14 protein-coding genes are annotated in these 16,496 nt (G+C 43.2%); 8 read left to right on the forward strand and 6 right to left on the reverse strand.

The features are described from left to right. Positions 1 to 325: 325 nt before the first annotated feature. From EWV60_RS14350 to EWV60_RS14360, 3 genes are all read right to left on the reverse strand, one after another. On the reverse strand, positions 326 to 1,192 hold the full coding sequence (locus EWV60_RS14350) for a transglutaminase family protein (protein ID WP_002794786.1): 867 nt from the start codon (positions 1,190 to 1,192) through the stop codon (positions 326 to 328). After that, positions 1,192 to 2,193, reverse strand: coding sequence for an alpha-E domain-containing protein (locus tag EWV60_RS14355; protein WP_002751685.1), 1,002 nt, complete (start codon positions 2,191 to 2,193; stop codon positions 1,192 to 1,194). Before EWV60_RS14355 ends, EWV60_RS14350 begins: the two co-directional genes overlap by 1 nt. Positions 2,194 to 2,275: 82 nt before the next feature. After that, positions 2,276 to 3,712: a circularly permuted type 2 ATP-grasp protein gene (locus EWV60_RS14360; protein ID WP_002751687.1), complete on the reverse strand. Its 1,437-nt coding sequence runs from the start codon at positions 3,710 to 3,712 to the stop codon at positions 2,276 to 2,278. A 238-nt stretch (positions 3,713 to 3,950) separates the two neighbouring features. Between EWV60_RS14360 and petB the strand changes: the two genes are divergently transcribed. Beyond that, positions 3,951 to 4,619, forward strand: a complete 669-nt coding sequence (gene petB, locus EWV60_RS14365; protein ID WP_002738970.1) for a cytochrome b6 — start codon at positions 3,951 to 3,953, stop codon at positions 4,617 to 4,619. Between the two features lie 51 nt (positions 4,620 to 4,670). Next, positions 4,671 to 5,153 carry a cytochrome b6-f complex subunit IV gene (gene petD, locus EWV60_RS14370; RefSeq protein WP_002738373.1) on the forward strand — a complete coding sequence of 161 codons (483 nt, stop codon included), beginning with the start codon at positions 4,671 to 4,673 and terminating at the stop codon, positions 5,151 to 5,153. An 87-nt stretch (positions 5,154 to 5,240) separates the two neighbouring features. On the opposite strand, the gene EWV60_RS14375 is transcribed toward petD, so the two are convergent. The 3 genes from EWV60_RS14375 to hmpF all read right to left on the reverse strand — a co-directional run bounded on the left by EWV60_RS14375 (position 5,241) and on the right by hmpF (position 8,568). Next, positions 5,241 to 6,050, reverse strand: coding sequence for a squalene/phytoene synthase family protein (locus tag EWV60_RS14375; protein ID WP_002778818.1), 810 nt, complete (start codon positions 6,048 to 6,050; stop codon positions 5,241 to 5,243). Positions 6,051 to 6,319: 269 nt separating this feature from the next. Further along, the gene (locus tag EWV60_RS14380; protein ID WP_002751690.1) at positions 6,320 to 6,544 is read right to left on the reverse strand and encodes a hypothetical protein; all 225 of its coding nucleotides are present in this window, start codon (positions 6,542 to 6,544) and stop codon (positions 6,320 to 6,322) included. Between the two features lie 398 nt (positions 6,545 to 6,942). Then, positions 6,943 to 8,568, reverse strand: a complete 1,626-nt coding sequence (gene hmpF / locus EWV60_RS14385; protein WP_193978426.1) for a pilus motility taxis protein HmpF — start codon at positions 8,566 to 8,568, stop codon at positions 6,943 to 6,945. Between the two features lie 664 nt (positions 8,569 to 9,232). On the opposite strand from hmpF, the gene EWV60_RS23285 reads away from it, so the two are divergent. The 6 genes from EWV60_RS23285 to EWV60_RS14410 all read left to right on the forward strand — a co-directional run bounded on the left by EWV60_RS23285 (position 9,233) and on the right by EWV60_RS14410 (position 16,476). Then, positions 9,233 to 9,358, forward strand: a complete 126-nt coding sequence (locus tag EWV60_RS23285; RefSeq protein WP_080603235.1) for a DUF4388 domain-containing protein — start codon at positions 9,233 to 9,235, stop codon at positions 9,356 to 9,358. 55 nt (positions 9,359 to 9,413) lie between these two features. Next, on the forward strand, positions 9,414 to 9,557 hold the full coding sequence (locus tag EWV60_RS14390) for a hypothetical protein (protein WP_002751696.1): 144 nt from the start codon (positions 9,414 to 9,416) through the stop codon (positions 9,555 to 9,557). Positions 9,558 to 10,155: 598 nt separating this feature from the next. After that, on the forward strand, positions 10,156 to 10,686 hold the full coding sequence (locus tag EWV60_RS14395) for a chemotaxis protein CheW (protein WP_002747177.1): 531 nt from the start codon (positions 10,156 to 10,158) through the stop codon (positions 10,684 to 10,686). Between the two features lie 93 nt (positions 10,687 to 10,779). Beyond that, positions 10,780 to 13,404: a methyl-accepting chemotaxis protein gene (locus tag EWV60_RS14400; RefSeq protein ID WP_287232968.1), complete on the forward strand. Its 2,625-nt coding sequence runs from the start codon at positions 10,780 to 10,782 to the stop codon at positions 13,402 to 13,404. Between the two features lie 76 nt (positions 13,405 to 13,480). Continuing rightward, complete coding sequence (locus EWV60_RS14405; RefSeq protein ID WP_287232970.1) at positions 13,481 to 14,692, forward strand: glycosyltransferase; 1,212 nt, start codon at positions 13,481 to 13,483, stop codon at positions 14,690 to 14,692. Positions 14,693 to 15,138: 446 nt separating this feature from the next. Beyond that, complete coding sequence (locus tag EWV60_RS14410; protein ID WP_287232972.1) at positions 15,139 to 16,476, forward strand: AAA-like domain-containing protein; 1,338 nt, start codon at positions 15,139 to 15,141, stop codon at positions 16,474 to 16,476. Positions 16,477 to 16,496: the final 20 nt, after the last annotated feature.

Consider the following 16,496-nt stretch of genomic DNA (forward strand, 5'->3'; position numbering starts at 1 on the left):
TGGACTCTGTGTAAGACAGTACATGGTTTTTTAACTGTGGTATGCGACGGTGGTGGAAGCAGAAACTTAAATCGTGAGGTTTAGGAATCGCCGCACTTTTAGGGCGGCGAGGATGTCAATTCGTCAACCCCCTGAACGATGGCGGCAGACTTTCTTTTGGGTAAGATAGCTGTAGTTTCGCCAAGATTCCCAAGAAGGCGAGGGCGGCGGCTTCTTAACGAAGGCAGGAGGCGGTCGGCCGTTTTTGTAACGGGGATTTATGCCCCGCTCCCAAAACTTTTCGCCTTGTTGCTGTGCCAAATCCTTTAGCCATAAACAATCACCCTCAAGATAACAAATCGAGCGCAATTGTCGATGATAGCTGAGATTCTATCACTTGATGACCGAGACTAACAGGTCGAGCATTTCCCTCTACCGGCGCGCAATAACGGGGAATTGGACTAGAAACGAGGCTAATATGACGGTCACTCACCGCTAATCCATGGCTAGGATCATAGCCTTTCCAGCCGCCCCCCGGCAAATACACCTCTACCCAAGCGTGTAAATGTCTTTCTTCTTGGTCTAAATCTCCTTCTTGATAGCCACTGACAAAACGGGAAGCTAATCCCACACAGCGACACACATCCATAAATAAAACCACAAAATCGCGACAGGAACCCTGCTTATTTTTCCAAGTGTTTCCGGGTAGATAGGGTTCTCCAGTAAGACGAATAATTTGCTGACAATTGCGGTAAATTTTGTCATTAAGATTAAACAGGAAAGATAGCACCTGTCCCTCAGTTTCCTGCATAATTTCTTGGGCTAATGCTGCCATATCAGGGTCATTATTTAACCCATAGAATTGTCTGTAGGGTTGTAATTGACTGTGGAGAGAAATAGGATAATCAAAGGGTAAACAGGTCGCCCAAGGTTCCAACAAATACTGAAAAGGATTAACCCCATGGGTTTCCACTTCACTTACCACATCAATCAATAATTCTTCCGTCGGTTGATTAAACCAAATTTGTAAACAAGAATTGCCATCGAGGTCGATAATATTAGTTATTGTTAAAGGTTCTGGGTTAATTTTGAGCGTGAACTCTCGCAAAGTTTGCCCACCATCGGATTTTGGCCGCAAGCGCAGCAGATGAGGCGATAAAATCACGGGTTGATTATAGAAATAGTTGGTTTGATGCCGAATGTGATAACGCATTAAGTTGTTAATTGGGATTGATATTGAAAGTTATTTACTGGCAGAGGTGAGGCAAGTTCGGGATTAAAAACAAAGAAAGTTTCTGTCATTTTTATTCCCACATCATTAACTCTTTTTTGAATATGGTCGAGGAATTCATGCAATCCCATTTCAATAACATCCTCGATAGTTAGATAACTCATTTCGGCACAAAGTCGCCCTAAACTTCTTTCTACTGAATTGCCCCAAGTTCCTACAGGAGTACCGGTAACTTGATGTAAACAGTGGTCTAATTCCCGCAGACAAAAGTGAATTGAGCGAGGAAATTCTCGATTAAGAATTAAAAATTCGGCCACGTCACTAGGAGTAATCCGTCGTTGACATTTACGATACATTTCGTAGGCACTCACCGACCGCAGTAAAGCAATCCATTGAATTTGGTCTAGAGAAGTTCCTACCCATTGGGCGGAAGGCAAGAGATAATAGTATTTAACATCAAGAATTCTGGCGGTTTTATCGGCGCGTTCCTGTAATCTTCCCATAACGCCAAAATGCCAACCTTCATTATGAGTCATCGTTGCATCCATTACCCCCGCAAAACGGTGACTAGCTAATTTAACTTGGGTAAAAAAGTTCGGTAAAGTAGTTTGAGGATGGTAAGAGGAAGCGTCTTTTACCATCAAGAAAAAACCATTAACCTGTTCCCACATTTCCGAAGAAATAATCTCGCGAACTGACCGAGCATTTTCTCTGGCCCAGCGCAAACAAGAGATAATTGAGTTACTATATTCCGTGTCAAATGTCAAGAAATTGATCACATTTTCTGCGGTGGCTGTGCCGTAACGTTTCTTGAATTGTTCTAAATCTCCCGTGGTTAAAACCAAAGGTTCCCACTGTTGCAAAACGCTGGTAGGTACATCTAACATTAAATTAAGATTAACATCCATAAACCGGGCGACATTTTCTGCCCGTTCAATATAGCGATTTAACCAATAAATTGAATCAGCAACTCTACTAAGCATAATTAACTGGGAAAAAGTGAAAAGGAAAAAGAAAAGGGTAGGGTGGGTTAGTAACCCACCAAAATTTTGATTATTGTCCTGATTACTTGGTTAAAACCCAAGTGTCTTTACTGCCACCACCTTGAGAAGAATTAACCACTAAAGAACCCTTTTTCAAAGCCACGCGAGTTAACCCCCCTGGATGCACATAAATTTCATCGCCACGATGGAGAATATAGGGACGTAAATCCACATGACGACCTTCAACTTCCGTGTCAATTAAAGTGGGAACCCTAGAAAGACTTAACACCGGTTGAGCGATATAATTGCGGGGATTAGCAGCAATGCGTGGGGCGAATTCTGCCCTTTGTTCGGGGGTAGCTTGAGAACCGACTAACATCCCATAACCTCCCGACTCATTAGCGGCTTTCACAACTAATTTATCGAGATTATTTAAGACATAATCTAAGTCCTTTTCTCGCCAACAAAGATAGGTAGGAACGTTATTTAAAATCGCTTCTTCTCCCAGATAATAACGAATCATATCGGGGACAAAAGCATAAATAACCTTATCATCGGCGACTCCCGTACCCGGGGCATTAGCTAAAGCGACGCGACCTTCCTGGAAAACTTTTAATAATCCGGGTACACCTAACATCGAATCGGGACGAAAAACCGCCGGATCTAAAAAGTCATCATCGAGGCGACGATAGACCACATCTACCCGTCTTAATCCCTTGGTGGTTTTCATTTGTAGATAACCATCAAAGACAACTAAATCACGCCCTTCCACTAATTCTACCCCCATTTGTTGGGCAATAAAAGAATGTTCAAAGTAGGCAGAATTATAGGTTCCGGGGGTTAAAACCACCACGGTGGGATTAGGTAATTGGGCTGGGGCTAAATTAAGGAGAGTTTCCAACAGATGGGAAGGATAATCATCCACCGGTTTAACATTCATTGTCTGGAAAATATCGGGGAAAGTGCTTTTCATTACCCGACGATTTTCGAGGACATAAGAAATACCGGAAGGAACCCGCAAATTATCCTCTAAAACGTACCATTGACCATCTTTATCGCGGACTAAATCGGTTCCCGTGATGTGACACCAGATACCTCCGGCGGGTTTCAGTCCCACACAGGGTTTCAGAAATCCCGTCGCCGAGGCGATTAATTCGGGGGGAATAATACCATCTTTAATGATTAACTGGTCATTGTAGATATCGGAGAGAAAAAGATTGAGAGCTTTGATGCGTTGTTTCAGTCCTCTTTCTAAATAATCCCAGTCCTCAGCCGAGACAATTCGGGGAATAATATCAAAAGGAAAGATTTTTTCCACCCCTTGATTGTCGCTATAGACATTGAAAGTCACCCCCAATTCAAACAGGGCCGACTGAGCCGTTTCCCGGTGTTGTTGAAGTTCTAGGGGTGGCAGATTCTGCAACCATTTGATTAAAGGGGACGAGTGGGGACGAGGTTGACCATCATCTAAGAATAGTTCGTCGTAGAAGCCTTCGGGATCGTAGGTATTTAATAGCACGCTGACCTCATTTCATACCTTACCTATTCCCAGTGTCGGACAATTGGCCTGATTTTTTGTAGTCTAGGAGACATTTTAAGGGAAATTTTAGGAAGTTAGCCGTTTTTCGTCCCTAGCGATCGCCAATCGATCCCCACCGGTGGAGAAACCTGACCGGAGCGAGAATTAGACCTGAAAACTGTGTTACATTTTTTAAAGGTCACACATTAAATCTTTCATTTTTCTTACTGGTTACGCGATGTTTACCAAACAAGTAACGGATTCTAAAGCCTATCAATGGTTTGAGGAACGCTTAGAAATTCAAGGGATCGCTGATGATATCAGCACCAAATACGTTCCCCCTCACGTCAATATCTTCTACTGTCTGGGTGGCATCACCCTTGTGTGCTTCGTGATCCAGTTTGCCACTGGTTTCGCCATGACCTTCTACTACAAACCCACCGTAGCAGAGGCCCTCTCCTCCGTACAGTACATCATGAACGAAGTTAACTTTGGCTGGTTAATTCGTTCTATCCATCGCTGGTCCGCCAGTATGATGGTCTTAATGATGATCCTGCACGTTTTCCGCGTTTACCTGACCGGTGGATTCAAAAAACCTCGCGAATTAACCTGGGTAACTGGGGTTGTCCTGGCCGTAATCACCGTTAGCTTCGGTGTCACCGGTTACTCCTTACCCTGGGATCAGGTGGGTTACTGGGCGGTTAAAATTGTTTCCGGTGTACCTGCTGCTATTCCCGTCGTCGGTGATCAACTCGTCACCCTGATGCGCGGTAGCGAAAGCGTCGGTCAAGCAACTTTAACCCGTTTCTACAGCTTACATACTTTTGTACTACCCTGGTCGATCGCGGTCTTCATGTTGCTACATTTCTTGATGATCCGTAAACAAGGCATTTCTGGGCCTCTATAATTCAGAAAAATATCTCTGTCGATCCGAAATCATTTTTAGGAGACATTATCCATGTCCACATTAAAAAAGCCCGATCTCAGCGATCCCGCTCTGCGCGCTAAGTTGGCTAAAGGGATGGGTCACAACTACTACGGTGAACCCGCTTGGCCTAACGATCTGCTCTATGTCTTCCCGGTGGTTATCTTTGGTACGATCGGACTCTGCACCGGTTTAGCGATTATGGATCCCACCATGATCGGTGAACCTGCCGATCCTTTCGCTACTCCCCTAGAAATTCTGCCAGAGTGGTATCTTTATCCCGTTTTCCAAATTCTCCGCATTCTTCCTAACAAACTCCTAGGTATCGCTTGCATGGCTGGCGTTCCCCTAGGCTTGATGTTAGTTCCTTTTATTGAAAGCGTCAATAAATTCCAAAATCCCTTCCGTCGTCCCGTCGCTACCGCTATCTTCCTATTTGGTACTGTGGTCACGATTTGGTTAGGTATTGGTGCCACTTTCCCCATCGATATATCTTTAACTCTCGGTTTGTTCTAAGTTACTGAACTTCACCGGTTTTTTGCCCACGCTTGTGATTCCTGACTTTGGAAGAGCGATCGTGGGCAATTTTAATTGTGATTTCCTCTAACGGGTAATTTGTTGTACCAAAGCGATGACATCGCTGCGGCTGAGTTTTTCCTTACCTAACGCTAGGACTTCGAGAGTGCCATGGGCTAAAGCGAGGGGAATCTTACAAAAATCGAGTGCTGGCCCTTGGGGCAGCGATTGAGTGTAATAATCGGCTAATTTCAGATTACGACGGGCATAATTATGAATATCACTAATTGTCCAACCCTGGGGCAGAAAACTTACCCCCCGGCGCAGATCCTCGCCATGGTTGCGGGCAATATTAACCGCTTGTAAACCCCGACCAAAACCGATGGCATAACTGCGATTAGTTTGAGTGCCGTCGTACCAATTCCAGAGGTCAGACAGCAATAAACCCACGGCACCGGCCACACTAAAGGTATATTGATCTAATTGCACTTCTGTGCGAATATCCCAGTTATTCCCAGCCCAGTAGGCCATGCGATCGGCCATGGCCGCCGTGGCATCCCAAACCCGGGGGGCGATCGAATCCGGTGCTAACATTGCCCATTCGCCAATTCTCAGGGTGACTTCCGGCAAAATCTCCCGATGGACTAAGCCAAAAGTAAAATCCTCTTTGGTAGAATTTTGGGTACCTGCTTGTAAATTCAGGCTAATTTGTCTTAATATCTGGGCTTTACTGAAGTTATCTAGGTCTGGATGGTCTTCTACTTCATCGATCGCCCTCATACAGAGATAAGCTGAGGCTACTGCCTCGAGCAGACGATCCGGTAAACGACTTATGGGAATATAAAAAGTTCGACTCGTTTCTTGCAGAATCGTTAAAGCATTATCGCGCAAATTCATTCAGTCCACTCCTCACGCCAACTTAGGTAACTACGAGTTAAACCAATCAGATAGATCGGTTTAGGTGATTCCGATGTTCCTAAGACAAAGTTGCTGTCTATTGTAGTATGATTATTCAAAATTTCCCGATTATTCTCGAAAAAATCAACCATTAGGGTCTTCTTGACAATTTTTCTTTCTCGTATAGCTGAGGGACAATTACGGCAATTTTTCGAGATTACAGGCTTAAAAAGCGGTTTTTGCCCGTTTTTAAACGGTATTTTGCGGCTTCATGGCAGGGATTGAAAGGAGGTCACTTGTAAAATTGGACCGATCATGGCCAGAGTCATCACATCCGAGCGAATTTGACCTATAACTGTCACTTTTGCCTTTGTTTGGATTAATTCGGCGGGCGGTTCCATTAATTCGTAGGTTTGACCGTTATCGGCAATTAATGCCCAAGTTCCCGTGCCTATTTCGATTCTTTTTACCTGGCCCGTTACACTAAAACTCATGCTTTAATTTCCCTGAACGAGGCGATCGCAATTGCCGCCCCTGTTACGAGCATTCTATCGATATCTTTGCTCGGCATTGATTGTCAATTTTGGCAGAATTTAACCCCATAAATCAGTTTTTTTTATCTAAAAAGCGATCGCTACTTCCGCCACCACCGCTAAGAGGGAGGCCACAGCCGCTAAAATCATTATTTCTCGATCGGATTGTCTCATAGCTATCTGAGTATAAATTACTAGTCCTAGTCTATATCACATCTAACCTAGAGTTAAATTGATCTAAATTATTTTATCCATAGATAAAAAGCTATAAAAGTTATCGGCAAGAAGGGAGAAATCTTTTTCTGAATTACCCTGTATTATTTGTTCAGAAACCCTAATTAAGCCTAACTGTTAATAGCTTAATGATATTCAATAACATTAGATTCCATAGGTATAAACCAATGGGAGATATTTTCTAGTTTTTGATGGATTTGATCGAGATGATCCTGCACGGGTTGCAGAAAAGTTTCGTACTGTTGCATCTGAGTTTTTAAACGCACTAATGCCAGATTAGCATCGCGCCATTGTCGCTCCTGTTCTTCAAATTCACGAGTTTTTTGCTCTAAATCCGAGCATTGCTCATCAATAGTATCTCTGTTTTTTTGTAAATCCTCTTGTAGCTCCTTGATTTCTGCGGCTAAACGTTGACTTTCTTGGAGATTATTTTGATAACTATCCTCCAGGAGAATTAACACTGGTTCAAAGCTACATTTTTGGGCATCTTCTGGGGATAAAATTCCCTGTCTGCGTTGCAGAATTTTCAGATGTTGAGAGCAAATAGCTTGCCTTTCCCGAAGATTCCGTCTTTGTCCGAACAAAGTTTCTGCCAGCATTCCTTTTCTCTCCTGTTCCTCGGCTAATTCCGCCTCTAAATTAGCTCGCTGGGATTCATCTATTGTGGCCATTCTTGCCTCTAATTCTTCCACGGTTTGAGATTGGAGAGTTAATTCTTCCTCTTGGTCGTTGACAAAAATTTCCAAGCGATCGAGGTCTGTTTGTAAATTGTTAACTAAGCTCTCCAATTTTTCTAAAGGCATTTTTTCAAGAGCTTCTAGATCGATTTTACCATCAAAATCTAGGTCTGCTGCTTGGGCGAGACGAAGGAGCATTTGTCGAGTAGAATCAGTGGTTTGTAGGGTGAGGTTAAGGTGATCGAATAATTCCTGTTTTTGACTCAGAACAGTTTCTTGTATTTGTAGTTGTATTTTCGCTGTTTCCAAAACACTGCGACTTGTCTTTAATTCCCTGGCTCTTTGTTTGAGATGATTGAGCATTTGTTCGTTGACGACCTGGCGATTTTCTACAGCTTTTTTCTGCTCCTCTAAACTTTGCCAACAACTATTTAAAATTGTCTGTTGTCCCTGCACAGATTCAAGAGTTGAATAGAGAATTTGTGAGGGAGAATTACCCAGATCGTGATTATTGGCTAAACTCTCCGCTAGAGAGCGAATAAATTGTTGTTGTTCTGGGGAAAGATTGGGGAAGGAGTTGAAATTTATTTGTTCTTCTTCCAGGTGTCGCTGTTGCTCTATCAATTGTTGTTTTAGGTTTTCCAGTTCTTGTTTTTTGCCCTCTAAATAATCGAATTCTACTTCTATGCGCTCAATTTGCTCAATTCTTTCCTCCATTTCCATTTTCTGGCGGTTGAGAATCTCGCTTTGATAGGTGAGGGATTGTTTCCACTGAGCGATTTTCTCTTGATCTTCCTTATTGCGTTCGATCAAACGGGAAATCTTTTGCAGTTGTCGCACGATCTCCGCTCCCGCTAATTCCGGTTTTCCTTGCAGTTGACGATTATCGCTCAAATTCACCAAGAGAAGCGCACCTTCTCCTATGGAGTTAGTTTCGTCGCAGGTTAAAATATCGTTTCCCGCTATGGCACTCCACGTCTGATCTTTATGCTGACAGGCCAATAGTTTCAATTCGGTTTTGTAACCACTGATAAAACCTCTAGTCTGTTTTTTTACTTCTGCAAGGTATAGCACGATTAGTCTTCCTGTGTGATGAAAGTTTTTGTAATTGGTTTTAGAGAGAGTTGGTGATCGAGGCTAGGAGCGGCCTGTCTATAGTTTCAGTGTACCGATCGGCTGCCAAAAAATTTTTAATTTCTATTATTCAAGTTTTTCTTTTTGAGACATACATTTGTCCTCAATTTTTCCTCTTACCCACTGGAAAATTTTAAATTTTTGAAGATTTTTAAGCACCAATTTACTGACCTAGTCTCAAAAAATTTGGCAGTCAATCTCATAAATCGGCTGATGTTTTCTGACCCCTTTTACCTCTGGCTGCAGTTTGAATAAGCTGACCACACATCTAAATTATCGTTTAAGACGGCGTGAGAGCGAGAGGCAAGGATAGAAAGCTAGACCTTTTGTACTGAAAATTGCCAAAGCTAGTTTAAATGCAGCAAAGCTTACTGAAAAATATCTTACATAATTAGCTTATCAGATTTATTATTAGTGACAAGAGCAAGGAAGACAGCGTTTCTTCTCAAGATGAAGTATGACGAGACTTGGCATCATCTCCAGACTAACACCTCCTCTTCCAGTATTGCCCAAGACCAGAGACTTCGTACCTCACCATTAAGATAACTGCTCTAGGTTATTCTAGACTAAAAGAAATAGCGTCTAGTGGGGGAGATTCCGAGAAATTAGGCAAGGAAGCTTCAATGAGATTGACATTCCCAGTATTTTACAATTGATTGAACTAGGACAAAGAACCGGAGAACTATTGATGACGATCTTAGTATTGGTGAAAAAGTCGAGAGTATTTTAGAAAATTCCAACTATTCCTGGGATCTTTTCCCTAAGAAGCTCTCGCTCAGGCTATAGTGATCGAAGCTGCTCTCATTCTCTGGGATATCGCCCTACCAAAACTCGACGGTTTAACCAGTCAAGGGGGGGCCACTGGCAAGGGTAAAAGCCAAAATGGTGGAGGCAACCGATTATTTAAGCAAACCTTTGAGCGAAAATGAGTTATGACTGCTGGTTGAGAGGGCATGAAAATCGGGTTCTACCGAACCTGTCATGTAAAACTATCAACAACTCATGCTTGTAAAGCTTGTACACTAAGGCTTTGAGTTTTTGTTAGATTGATATTTATCAACTTTAGAGCCTTGCTGTGCAGAGAGGGAGCTTGAGGAATTTTCTACAGTGTAAGTTCGGAAGAACCGAAAATCGGAGCCGATGCCTACATTGTCAAACCCTTTGAACCGATTGAGTTCATTTGCATCGTTAAACAACTGCTGCGCCGATAAAATCGCCTTCACCAGGGACAGTCTAGTCATGGTATAGGTCGAGATAGCTAAAAACGCCGCCCCAAATATTACTTAAGGCTTGCTGAATAATGGTAAAACCCTTTTAAAATAAGGCTTTTGACCTGTTAAAATCCGATGTTAGTACAAGAATATAGGATTGGGACATTCAAAAACCTTGCATTATCCTTTTTATAGTACATAAGCTGGTACAAAAAAAGAGGGCAACAAAGCCTGAAACGACCGGCTACTGACGACCGGCTACTAACCCCACCAACAAACTTTTTCAGCAAACCCTACTTACAGGAGAACAAAACAAATGCTTAACGATACCGATTTTTTTACTGGTGACGCTCAAAATACCGCCCCCGACACTCAGGAATTAGAAACTCCCGTCGGTGAACTGTACTTGCGATTTTATCTACCCTCTCAGGACGAGTTTGCCCTTAGTTCCGTGGGTATTCGCGAGGTGATGCAGCAACCAGTCGATCGCATTACCCCCATTCCCAATGCTTCACCCTTGCTTCTCGGCACGATCAATCTTCGGGGTCAAGTGATCTGGGTGGCGGATATCGGGCAATTTTTGGGGGATAGCAGCCCCTTAAACACCGATCGAGCCGAAATCCCTGTAATTGTGATTGAAGAACAGGAAACGATCCTCGGTTTAGCGGTGCAACGTTTGGGAGATATGAAATGGCTCGACCCAGATAAACTAGGTAGTGTCGTCAGTATTCCCGATCAGATCGCCCCCTATGTGCGGGGAGAGTGGATTCTGGGCCAAGAATCAAAAAAAACCTTAAGACTACTCGATCATCTGGGCATACTCCGTTCTAGCCGTTGGGCGGCTTAAAACCTCAAAAAAATAGCAGAATAGAATTTATAGTAATTATTTCTTGAAACTACTAACTACTTCACCACTTTATCTTTACTAGGGGAGGGACAAATGCCGTCAGGGAAAGAATATGCGAAACTCTATGGCAAGGCGAACACCGCCTATTGCCAGGGCAACCTTGAGGATGCCGCCGTCATTGTCAAAGAAATGATCAGCAGGCATCCCGATGATGCCAACGTCATCCTTTTACAGGGACACATTTATGTCGGACTACAACAATACAGCTTGGCCGAGGGACGTTACGAAAAAGTGCTGGAATTGGCCAAAAATTCTGCCAATTTCTTTGAGCTGGTAGATTATGCTCGACGGGGTCTCGATCAGATTCAGCAATTGCGTTTTGAAGCCGAGAATGGAGATTTTATGATCGCCGCTGCGGAAAGCATTGCCTACAGCGAGGCAGGTTTCGATCCCAGTCAAGGTTTCAGCAATTCTTTGTCCGGGGGGTCGCAAGCGGCTGCTATCGAGCGACAACAGGAGGTAGTGGACTGGGATAGTGGTCTTTTCAATGACGAGGATTTCGGAGAGCCTACGGCGGGTACAGTTGATTCCTATGGCGATGATTTTGGGGAATCCGAGGCAACCGCCTTTAGTTCCCTTATCCTGGCTGGTTCAGGCTCTCACGGTTCCCAGTGGTCCGGGGATTCTGCGGATGGAGAACCCCCTTTCCCCTTTTTGGAAGCAGCGGAGATTGACCCGCTGCAGGAAGGGTGGGGCGGTGGGTTAGGATCAACGGGAGAAGCCACTTTTACGGCTGACTGGCGGGAAAATCCCGTCACCGGTCGAGATCAGGAGTTATCCTATGCCGATGCCCCAGAAACAAGCACTTTTGCCATTGACCCGGAACTGCCCCGCCGACAAGCGGCGAAAACTGACCTTAATCAGGGCAGAGTGACTCAAAAAAGATACGAGGAGGACGAAGCCAGAGATTTTAGAGAACTAAAACTCAATGATGAGGATTTAGACGGTTTTTCCCAACTGCGTCTGACGGATATAGGCGAAGAACTGGGGGAATCGGAGCTATTTACCGGTTCGGGAGAGGAAGCTTTAACTGCTGGTTTTGTCCCCGAACCCAGGGCGAGCCTTAATGCCAGTTCTGCTGTGGGAGAGCCTAGTTTTCATCCTTCTCGTCTAGAAATCCCCGATGACAAAAGAGATAGTCATCTTGGCCCTGTTTCCGAGCGCCTGCTCGGGCCAGTGGTGGAAGTCAATCCGGGCAAATTAGCCTTTTTTGTCAATGCTTCTTTGGGCAAAAAGCAACTAATTTTAGCGGCTTTAGCGGGTATTACCCCAGTGGTGTTAATTTTTGCCGTTAGCACCACCTCTTGGCTTTCTGCAAAAGTTGCCCCCAAACCAGCCCCAATACCACCAGCACCAGCCAGCCTTTCTCCTTGGAGTCAACCGAAACCAGCAATGATGTTATTAACTGGATTGGGAACCTTTGCCCTAACTTGGCTAGGTTTACAGTTGCTAATTAGTCAAATTAAGCGCAGTCTCGACGATTTGCAAAGCCAATTCGATCATCTTTCGGAAGGCAATTTTAACGCTAAAGCGACGATCTACTCGGAAGATGAATTTGGTCAACTGGCCAATCGTTTCAATCAGATGGCCCAGGTGGTGGCAACTATCACCACCTTGGCCCAAGGCCGCGCCGCCGAAACGGAACGGGAACGGAAAAATCTACAAAGGCAAGTAATTCGACTTCTCGATGATGTGGAAGGAGCGGCTCGGGGGGATCTGACAGTGGAAGCGGAGGTAAGTGCCGATGTTTTAGGGGCGGTGGCCGATGCTTTTAATTTGACGATCCAAAACCTGCGCGAAATTGTCCGACAGGTGAAAAAAGCGGCAAAACAGGTGAATCAAGCCAGTACCAATAGTGAATCTTTCGCCCGCAATCAGTCTAGCGATGCCCTGCGGATGGCGGAGGAGTTGGCCGTCACCCTTAATTCGGTACAGATGATGACCGACTCAATTCAAAGGGTGGCAGAAAACGCCAGAGAAGCCGAAGAAGTCGCCCGCACTTCCTCGATCACCGCTCTCAAGGGGGGCGATTCCGTGGAAAGAACCGTGGCGGGAATTCTGCAAATCCGCGACACGGTATCAGAAACGGCGCGAAAAGTCAAGCGTTTGGCAGAAGCTTCCCAGGAAATCTCGAAAATTGTCGCAGTAGTCTCTCAGATTGCCTCGCGAACCAATTTATTGGCTCTTAATGCCTCGATTCAAGCGGCGCGAGCAGGAGATGCAGGCCGCGGTTTTGCGGTGGTGGCCGATGAGGTACGTCAGTTAGCCTATAGATCGGCTAAATCTCTTAAGGAAATTGAACAGATCGTTTTACAGATTCAATCGGAAACGGGTTCGGTAATGATGGCAATGGAGGAAGGGATTCAACAGGTTATCGATGTCACCGAGCGCTCGGAACAGGCCAAGAAGTCCCTAGAAGATATTATCCAAGTTTCTAACCGCATCGATACGCTGGTGCGATCGATTACCGCCGATACGGTCAAACAACGGGAAAATTCCCTCAATGTCGCCCAAGTTATGCAGTCGGTGGAGTTAACCGCTCAGGAAACTTCCCAAGAATCTCAACAGGTGGCGGGTTCTTTGCAAAAATTGGTGAGTATCTCCCGGGAGCTGCTTTCTTCGGTAGAACGGTTTAAGATAGACTCGGAAGATAATTAATAATCGATGAGTGGTAATCAGTGGGTTATTGATCAGCTGCTATCGCTCAAGATTAACCGCTAGAGTTGATAAAGTTATGCCTAAACTTAGTCTCTGCATGATTGTCAAAAATGAAGCCGAAAATCTCCGGCGCTGTTTGGATAGCGTTAAAGAGGTGGTGGATGAGATGATCGTTATGGATACGGGTTCGACCGATGATACGATTGCTATTGCTAAAAGTTACGGTGCTATAGTTCCTAGCTACGATTGGCGGGGGAATTTTTCCGAGGCCAGAAATGAGGCTTTAAAATATGTTACTGGCGATTGGATTTTAGTTCTTGATGCCGATGAGGAATTAAATCCTGCTATCGTACCGAAAATGCGTCGGGCTATGGAAAAAGAGGAAAATTTAGTTATTAATTTAATCCGCCATGAAATCGGAGCCATACAATCACCCTATTCTCTAATTTCGCGGCTATTTCGCCGACATCCTCAAGTCACTTTTACCCGTCCCTATCACTCAATTATTGATGATAATGTGGCTATTTTATTAAAAAAAGAACCGGGTTGGAAAATAGTTGAACTGCCAGAAATTGCGATCTTTCACTACGGTTACACCGTCGATAAAATAGCCAGCCTAGATAAGTTTGAACGGGCAAGAAAAGCGATGGAGGGTTTTTATCAACAACATCCCCACGATCCCTATGTGTGTAGTAAATTGGGAGGGTTATATCTGAAGATTGGCAGGGATAAAGAGGGTTTTAAGCTGCTCAAACATGGTTTAAAATGCCATGGCTCTAATCCACATATTTTATACGAGTTATATTATCATCTCGCTAATTATTATTATTCAGTGGAGGAATTTAAGCAATCAGGCGATCATTTTGTTAAAGCGATTAAGCAGCCAATTTTAGATAAATTAAAACTGGGTGCTTATAATAATTTAGGTGGGTTATTGTACGAAGCAGAAAAATACGAAGCTGCCTTATCTGTCTTTGAGAAAACCGTAGAAATTGATCCTAGCTATGCCGATGGTTACTATAATTTAGGACTGGTTCTCAAACAACTGCACCGGCTACCAGAATCGATTAAAGCTTATAAAAAAGCTCTCAAGTTAAACCCCGATAATCCCACTATTTACCAAAATCTAGGGGTGGCTTATATAGTTTTCGGTAGTTATAATGAGGCGATCGAGATTTGGCAAAAAGGCCTACAATTATTGAAAGATCAGGGTAATATCTCTCGCGCTGAAATGCTACAAGAAACCCTAAAAGCTTTGGGAGCAAGTGTATTGAAGGATGAACAGTAACTGTTCAGAGTTGTTGGCAAGATTGGGAGCATCCACTGCATTTAAATTGCGAATAAGCAGTTTAAATGCAGTACATCTGATTGCTAAAACCCTGTCTAGTCAACTCCTGTGAGGATTTTTCCGAATTAATTCTTAATAGGATTATCAAGGAGTTAGACGCGGAAGACTTAGGGGTTTTGATAGAAATGATCAAGAGATAATTGCTGCCGTGTAATTGACCTTGACAAGAAATGCTATAATTTCCTAGCAAGGGGGGAAATTAATCCCTCTCAGGGTTGCCATCGCACAATTTTGTCGGTTACTGGTTCTCGTCAGCTTGTCTGTCAAATATACCAATTCCAGTTTGAATCGCTGCCGTTATTTCAAGATTCAATGTTTCCGGCTGCAACGGAACTGAAAAATCAAATAATCTATTCCATCAAATCTTCTTACCTTAGACAAAAATAATGAAATTCGAGGAAATCCAAGAGATTCTTAATGGGCAACTGCTCAAGCTTGAGAATCGCTGTCTCAATGACACAGAACAATTATTATTGCGAGGACTTTGGCAGAAAAAGAACTATCAAGAAATTGCCCAAGAAAATGGTTATAGTAGCAGCTATCTTGCCAATGTAGTTGCCCCAGGACTCTATTATAGAGTCTCGCAACTGATCGGAGAAACGATCAATAAAAAAAATTTTTTATCTAGACTACAATCTCATTTTACCAACTCTAAATCGCCTCAGTATCACAGTAGGGAATATCCCAAAAATGAGCGGACAGAATACCCCGATGCTCCTGTTCTCTATAATTCCCCTTACTATCTGAAACAAACAAACCTTGAAGCAAAAATTATCGAGGAAATCGACCGCTCTGGGGCGTTAGTACGCATTAAAGCTCCTAACAAATGGGAAAAAACGTCTTTATTATTAACAATTTTAGAGGCTTGTCAACAAGAATTAGATTATCGAATTGTTAGGTTAGATTTACAAAAAGCAGACCGAGACGTCATCGCAAATTTTAACAAGTTCTTACGCTGGATTTGCCGTAATTGCGCTCGGCAGTTGAATTTAGAAGCCAAATTAGATGATTATTGGGATGAAGATATAGGAATTAAAATGAGTTGGACAATTTATTTTGAAGAGTATATTTTACGAGAGATAAAACAGCCACTGATATTAGCTTTAGATGAAGTGCATCGAGTCTTTGAACATCCGAAAGTAGCGGAAGATTTTTTACCTTTAATCAGAGATTGTTATGAAGAATCTAAGCGATCTCCCCTGTGGCAGAAATTACGTTTAATTATTGTTCAATCCACAGAATCTTATGTTTCTCTGCGATTAGAACAGTCTCCTTTTAATGTGGGATTACCCATAGAGTTACAGGGTTTTGATCAAGAACAAGTGGCAGAATTGGCAAAAAAATATCAATTAAATGAATTAGCAATCAACGAAATTCAACAGTTGATCGACTTAGTGGGGGGACATCCTGCCTTGATTCATTTAGCGATTTATCATCTTAGCCAAGAGCGAATCACGATGCCAGATTTAATCAAATCAGCAACTACATTAACGGGGATTTATTCCTCTCATTTACAGCTTCACTGGGTCACTTTACAAAAACAACCCGAACTTGCCGATGTTTTTCAACAGATTTGTCAAGGGAATCAACCAATGATAGTCGATCCAATTATTGCTTATAAACTTAATAGTATGGGTTTAATTAAACTCAGAGAAAATAAAGCAATTGTCAGTTGTCAGTTGTATCAAAAATACTTTATAAGTCAATATACTGGTTCAGTATAAATAAATTTTTGAACCATGGT

The sequence above is a fragment of the Microcystis sp. Msp_OC_L_20101000_S702 genome (genome assembly GCF_007095705.1).
GTDB classification, from domain to species: Bacteria; Cyanobacteriota; Cyanobacteriia; order Cyanobacteriales; family Microcystaceae; genus Microcystis; species Microcystis ichthyoblabe_A.

Coding starts and splice junctions, on each gene's coding strand:
- EWV60_RS14350 (WP_002794786.1), bottom strand. CDS start 1,192: ATGCGTTATCACATTCGGCATCAAACCAACTATTTCTATAATCAACCC.
- EWV60_RS14355 (WP_002751685.1), bottom strand. CDS start 2,193: ATGCTTAGTAGAGTTGCTGATTCAATTTATTGGTTAAATCGCTATATT.
- petB (WP_002738970.1), top strand. CDS start 3,951: ATGTTTACCAAACAAGTAACGGATTCTAAAGCCTATCAATGGTTTGAG.
- petD (WP_002738373.1), top strand. CDS start 4,671: ATGTCCACATTAAAAAAGCCCGATCTCAGCGATCCCGCTCTGCGCGCT.
- EWV60_RS14375 (WP_002778818.1), bottom strand. CDS start 6,050: ATGAATTTGCGCGATAATGCTTTAACGATTCTGCAAGAAACGAGTCGA.
- EWV60_RS14380 (WP_002751690.1), bottom strand. CDS start 6,544: ATGAGTTTTAGTGTAACGGGCCAGGTAAAAAGAATCGAAATAGGCACG.
- EWV60_RS14395 (WP_002747177.1), top strand. CDS start 10,156: ATGCTTAACGATACCGATTTTTTTACTGGTGACGCTCAAAATACCGCC.
- EWV60_RS14400 (WP_287232968.1), top strand. CDS start 10,780: ATGCCGTCAGGGAAAGAATATGCGAAACTCTATGGCAAGGCGAACACC.
- EWV60_RS14405 (WP_287232970.1), top strand. CDS start 13,481: ATGCCTAAACTTAGTCTCTGCATGATTGTCAAAAATGAAGCCGAAAAT.
- EWV60_RS14410 (WP_287232972.1), top strand. CDS start 15,139: ATGAAATTCGAGGAAATCCAAGAGATTCTTAATGGGCAACTGCTCAAG.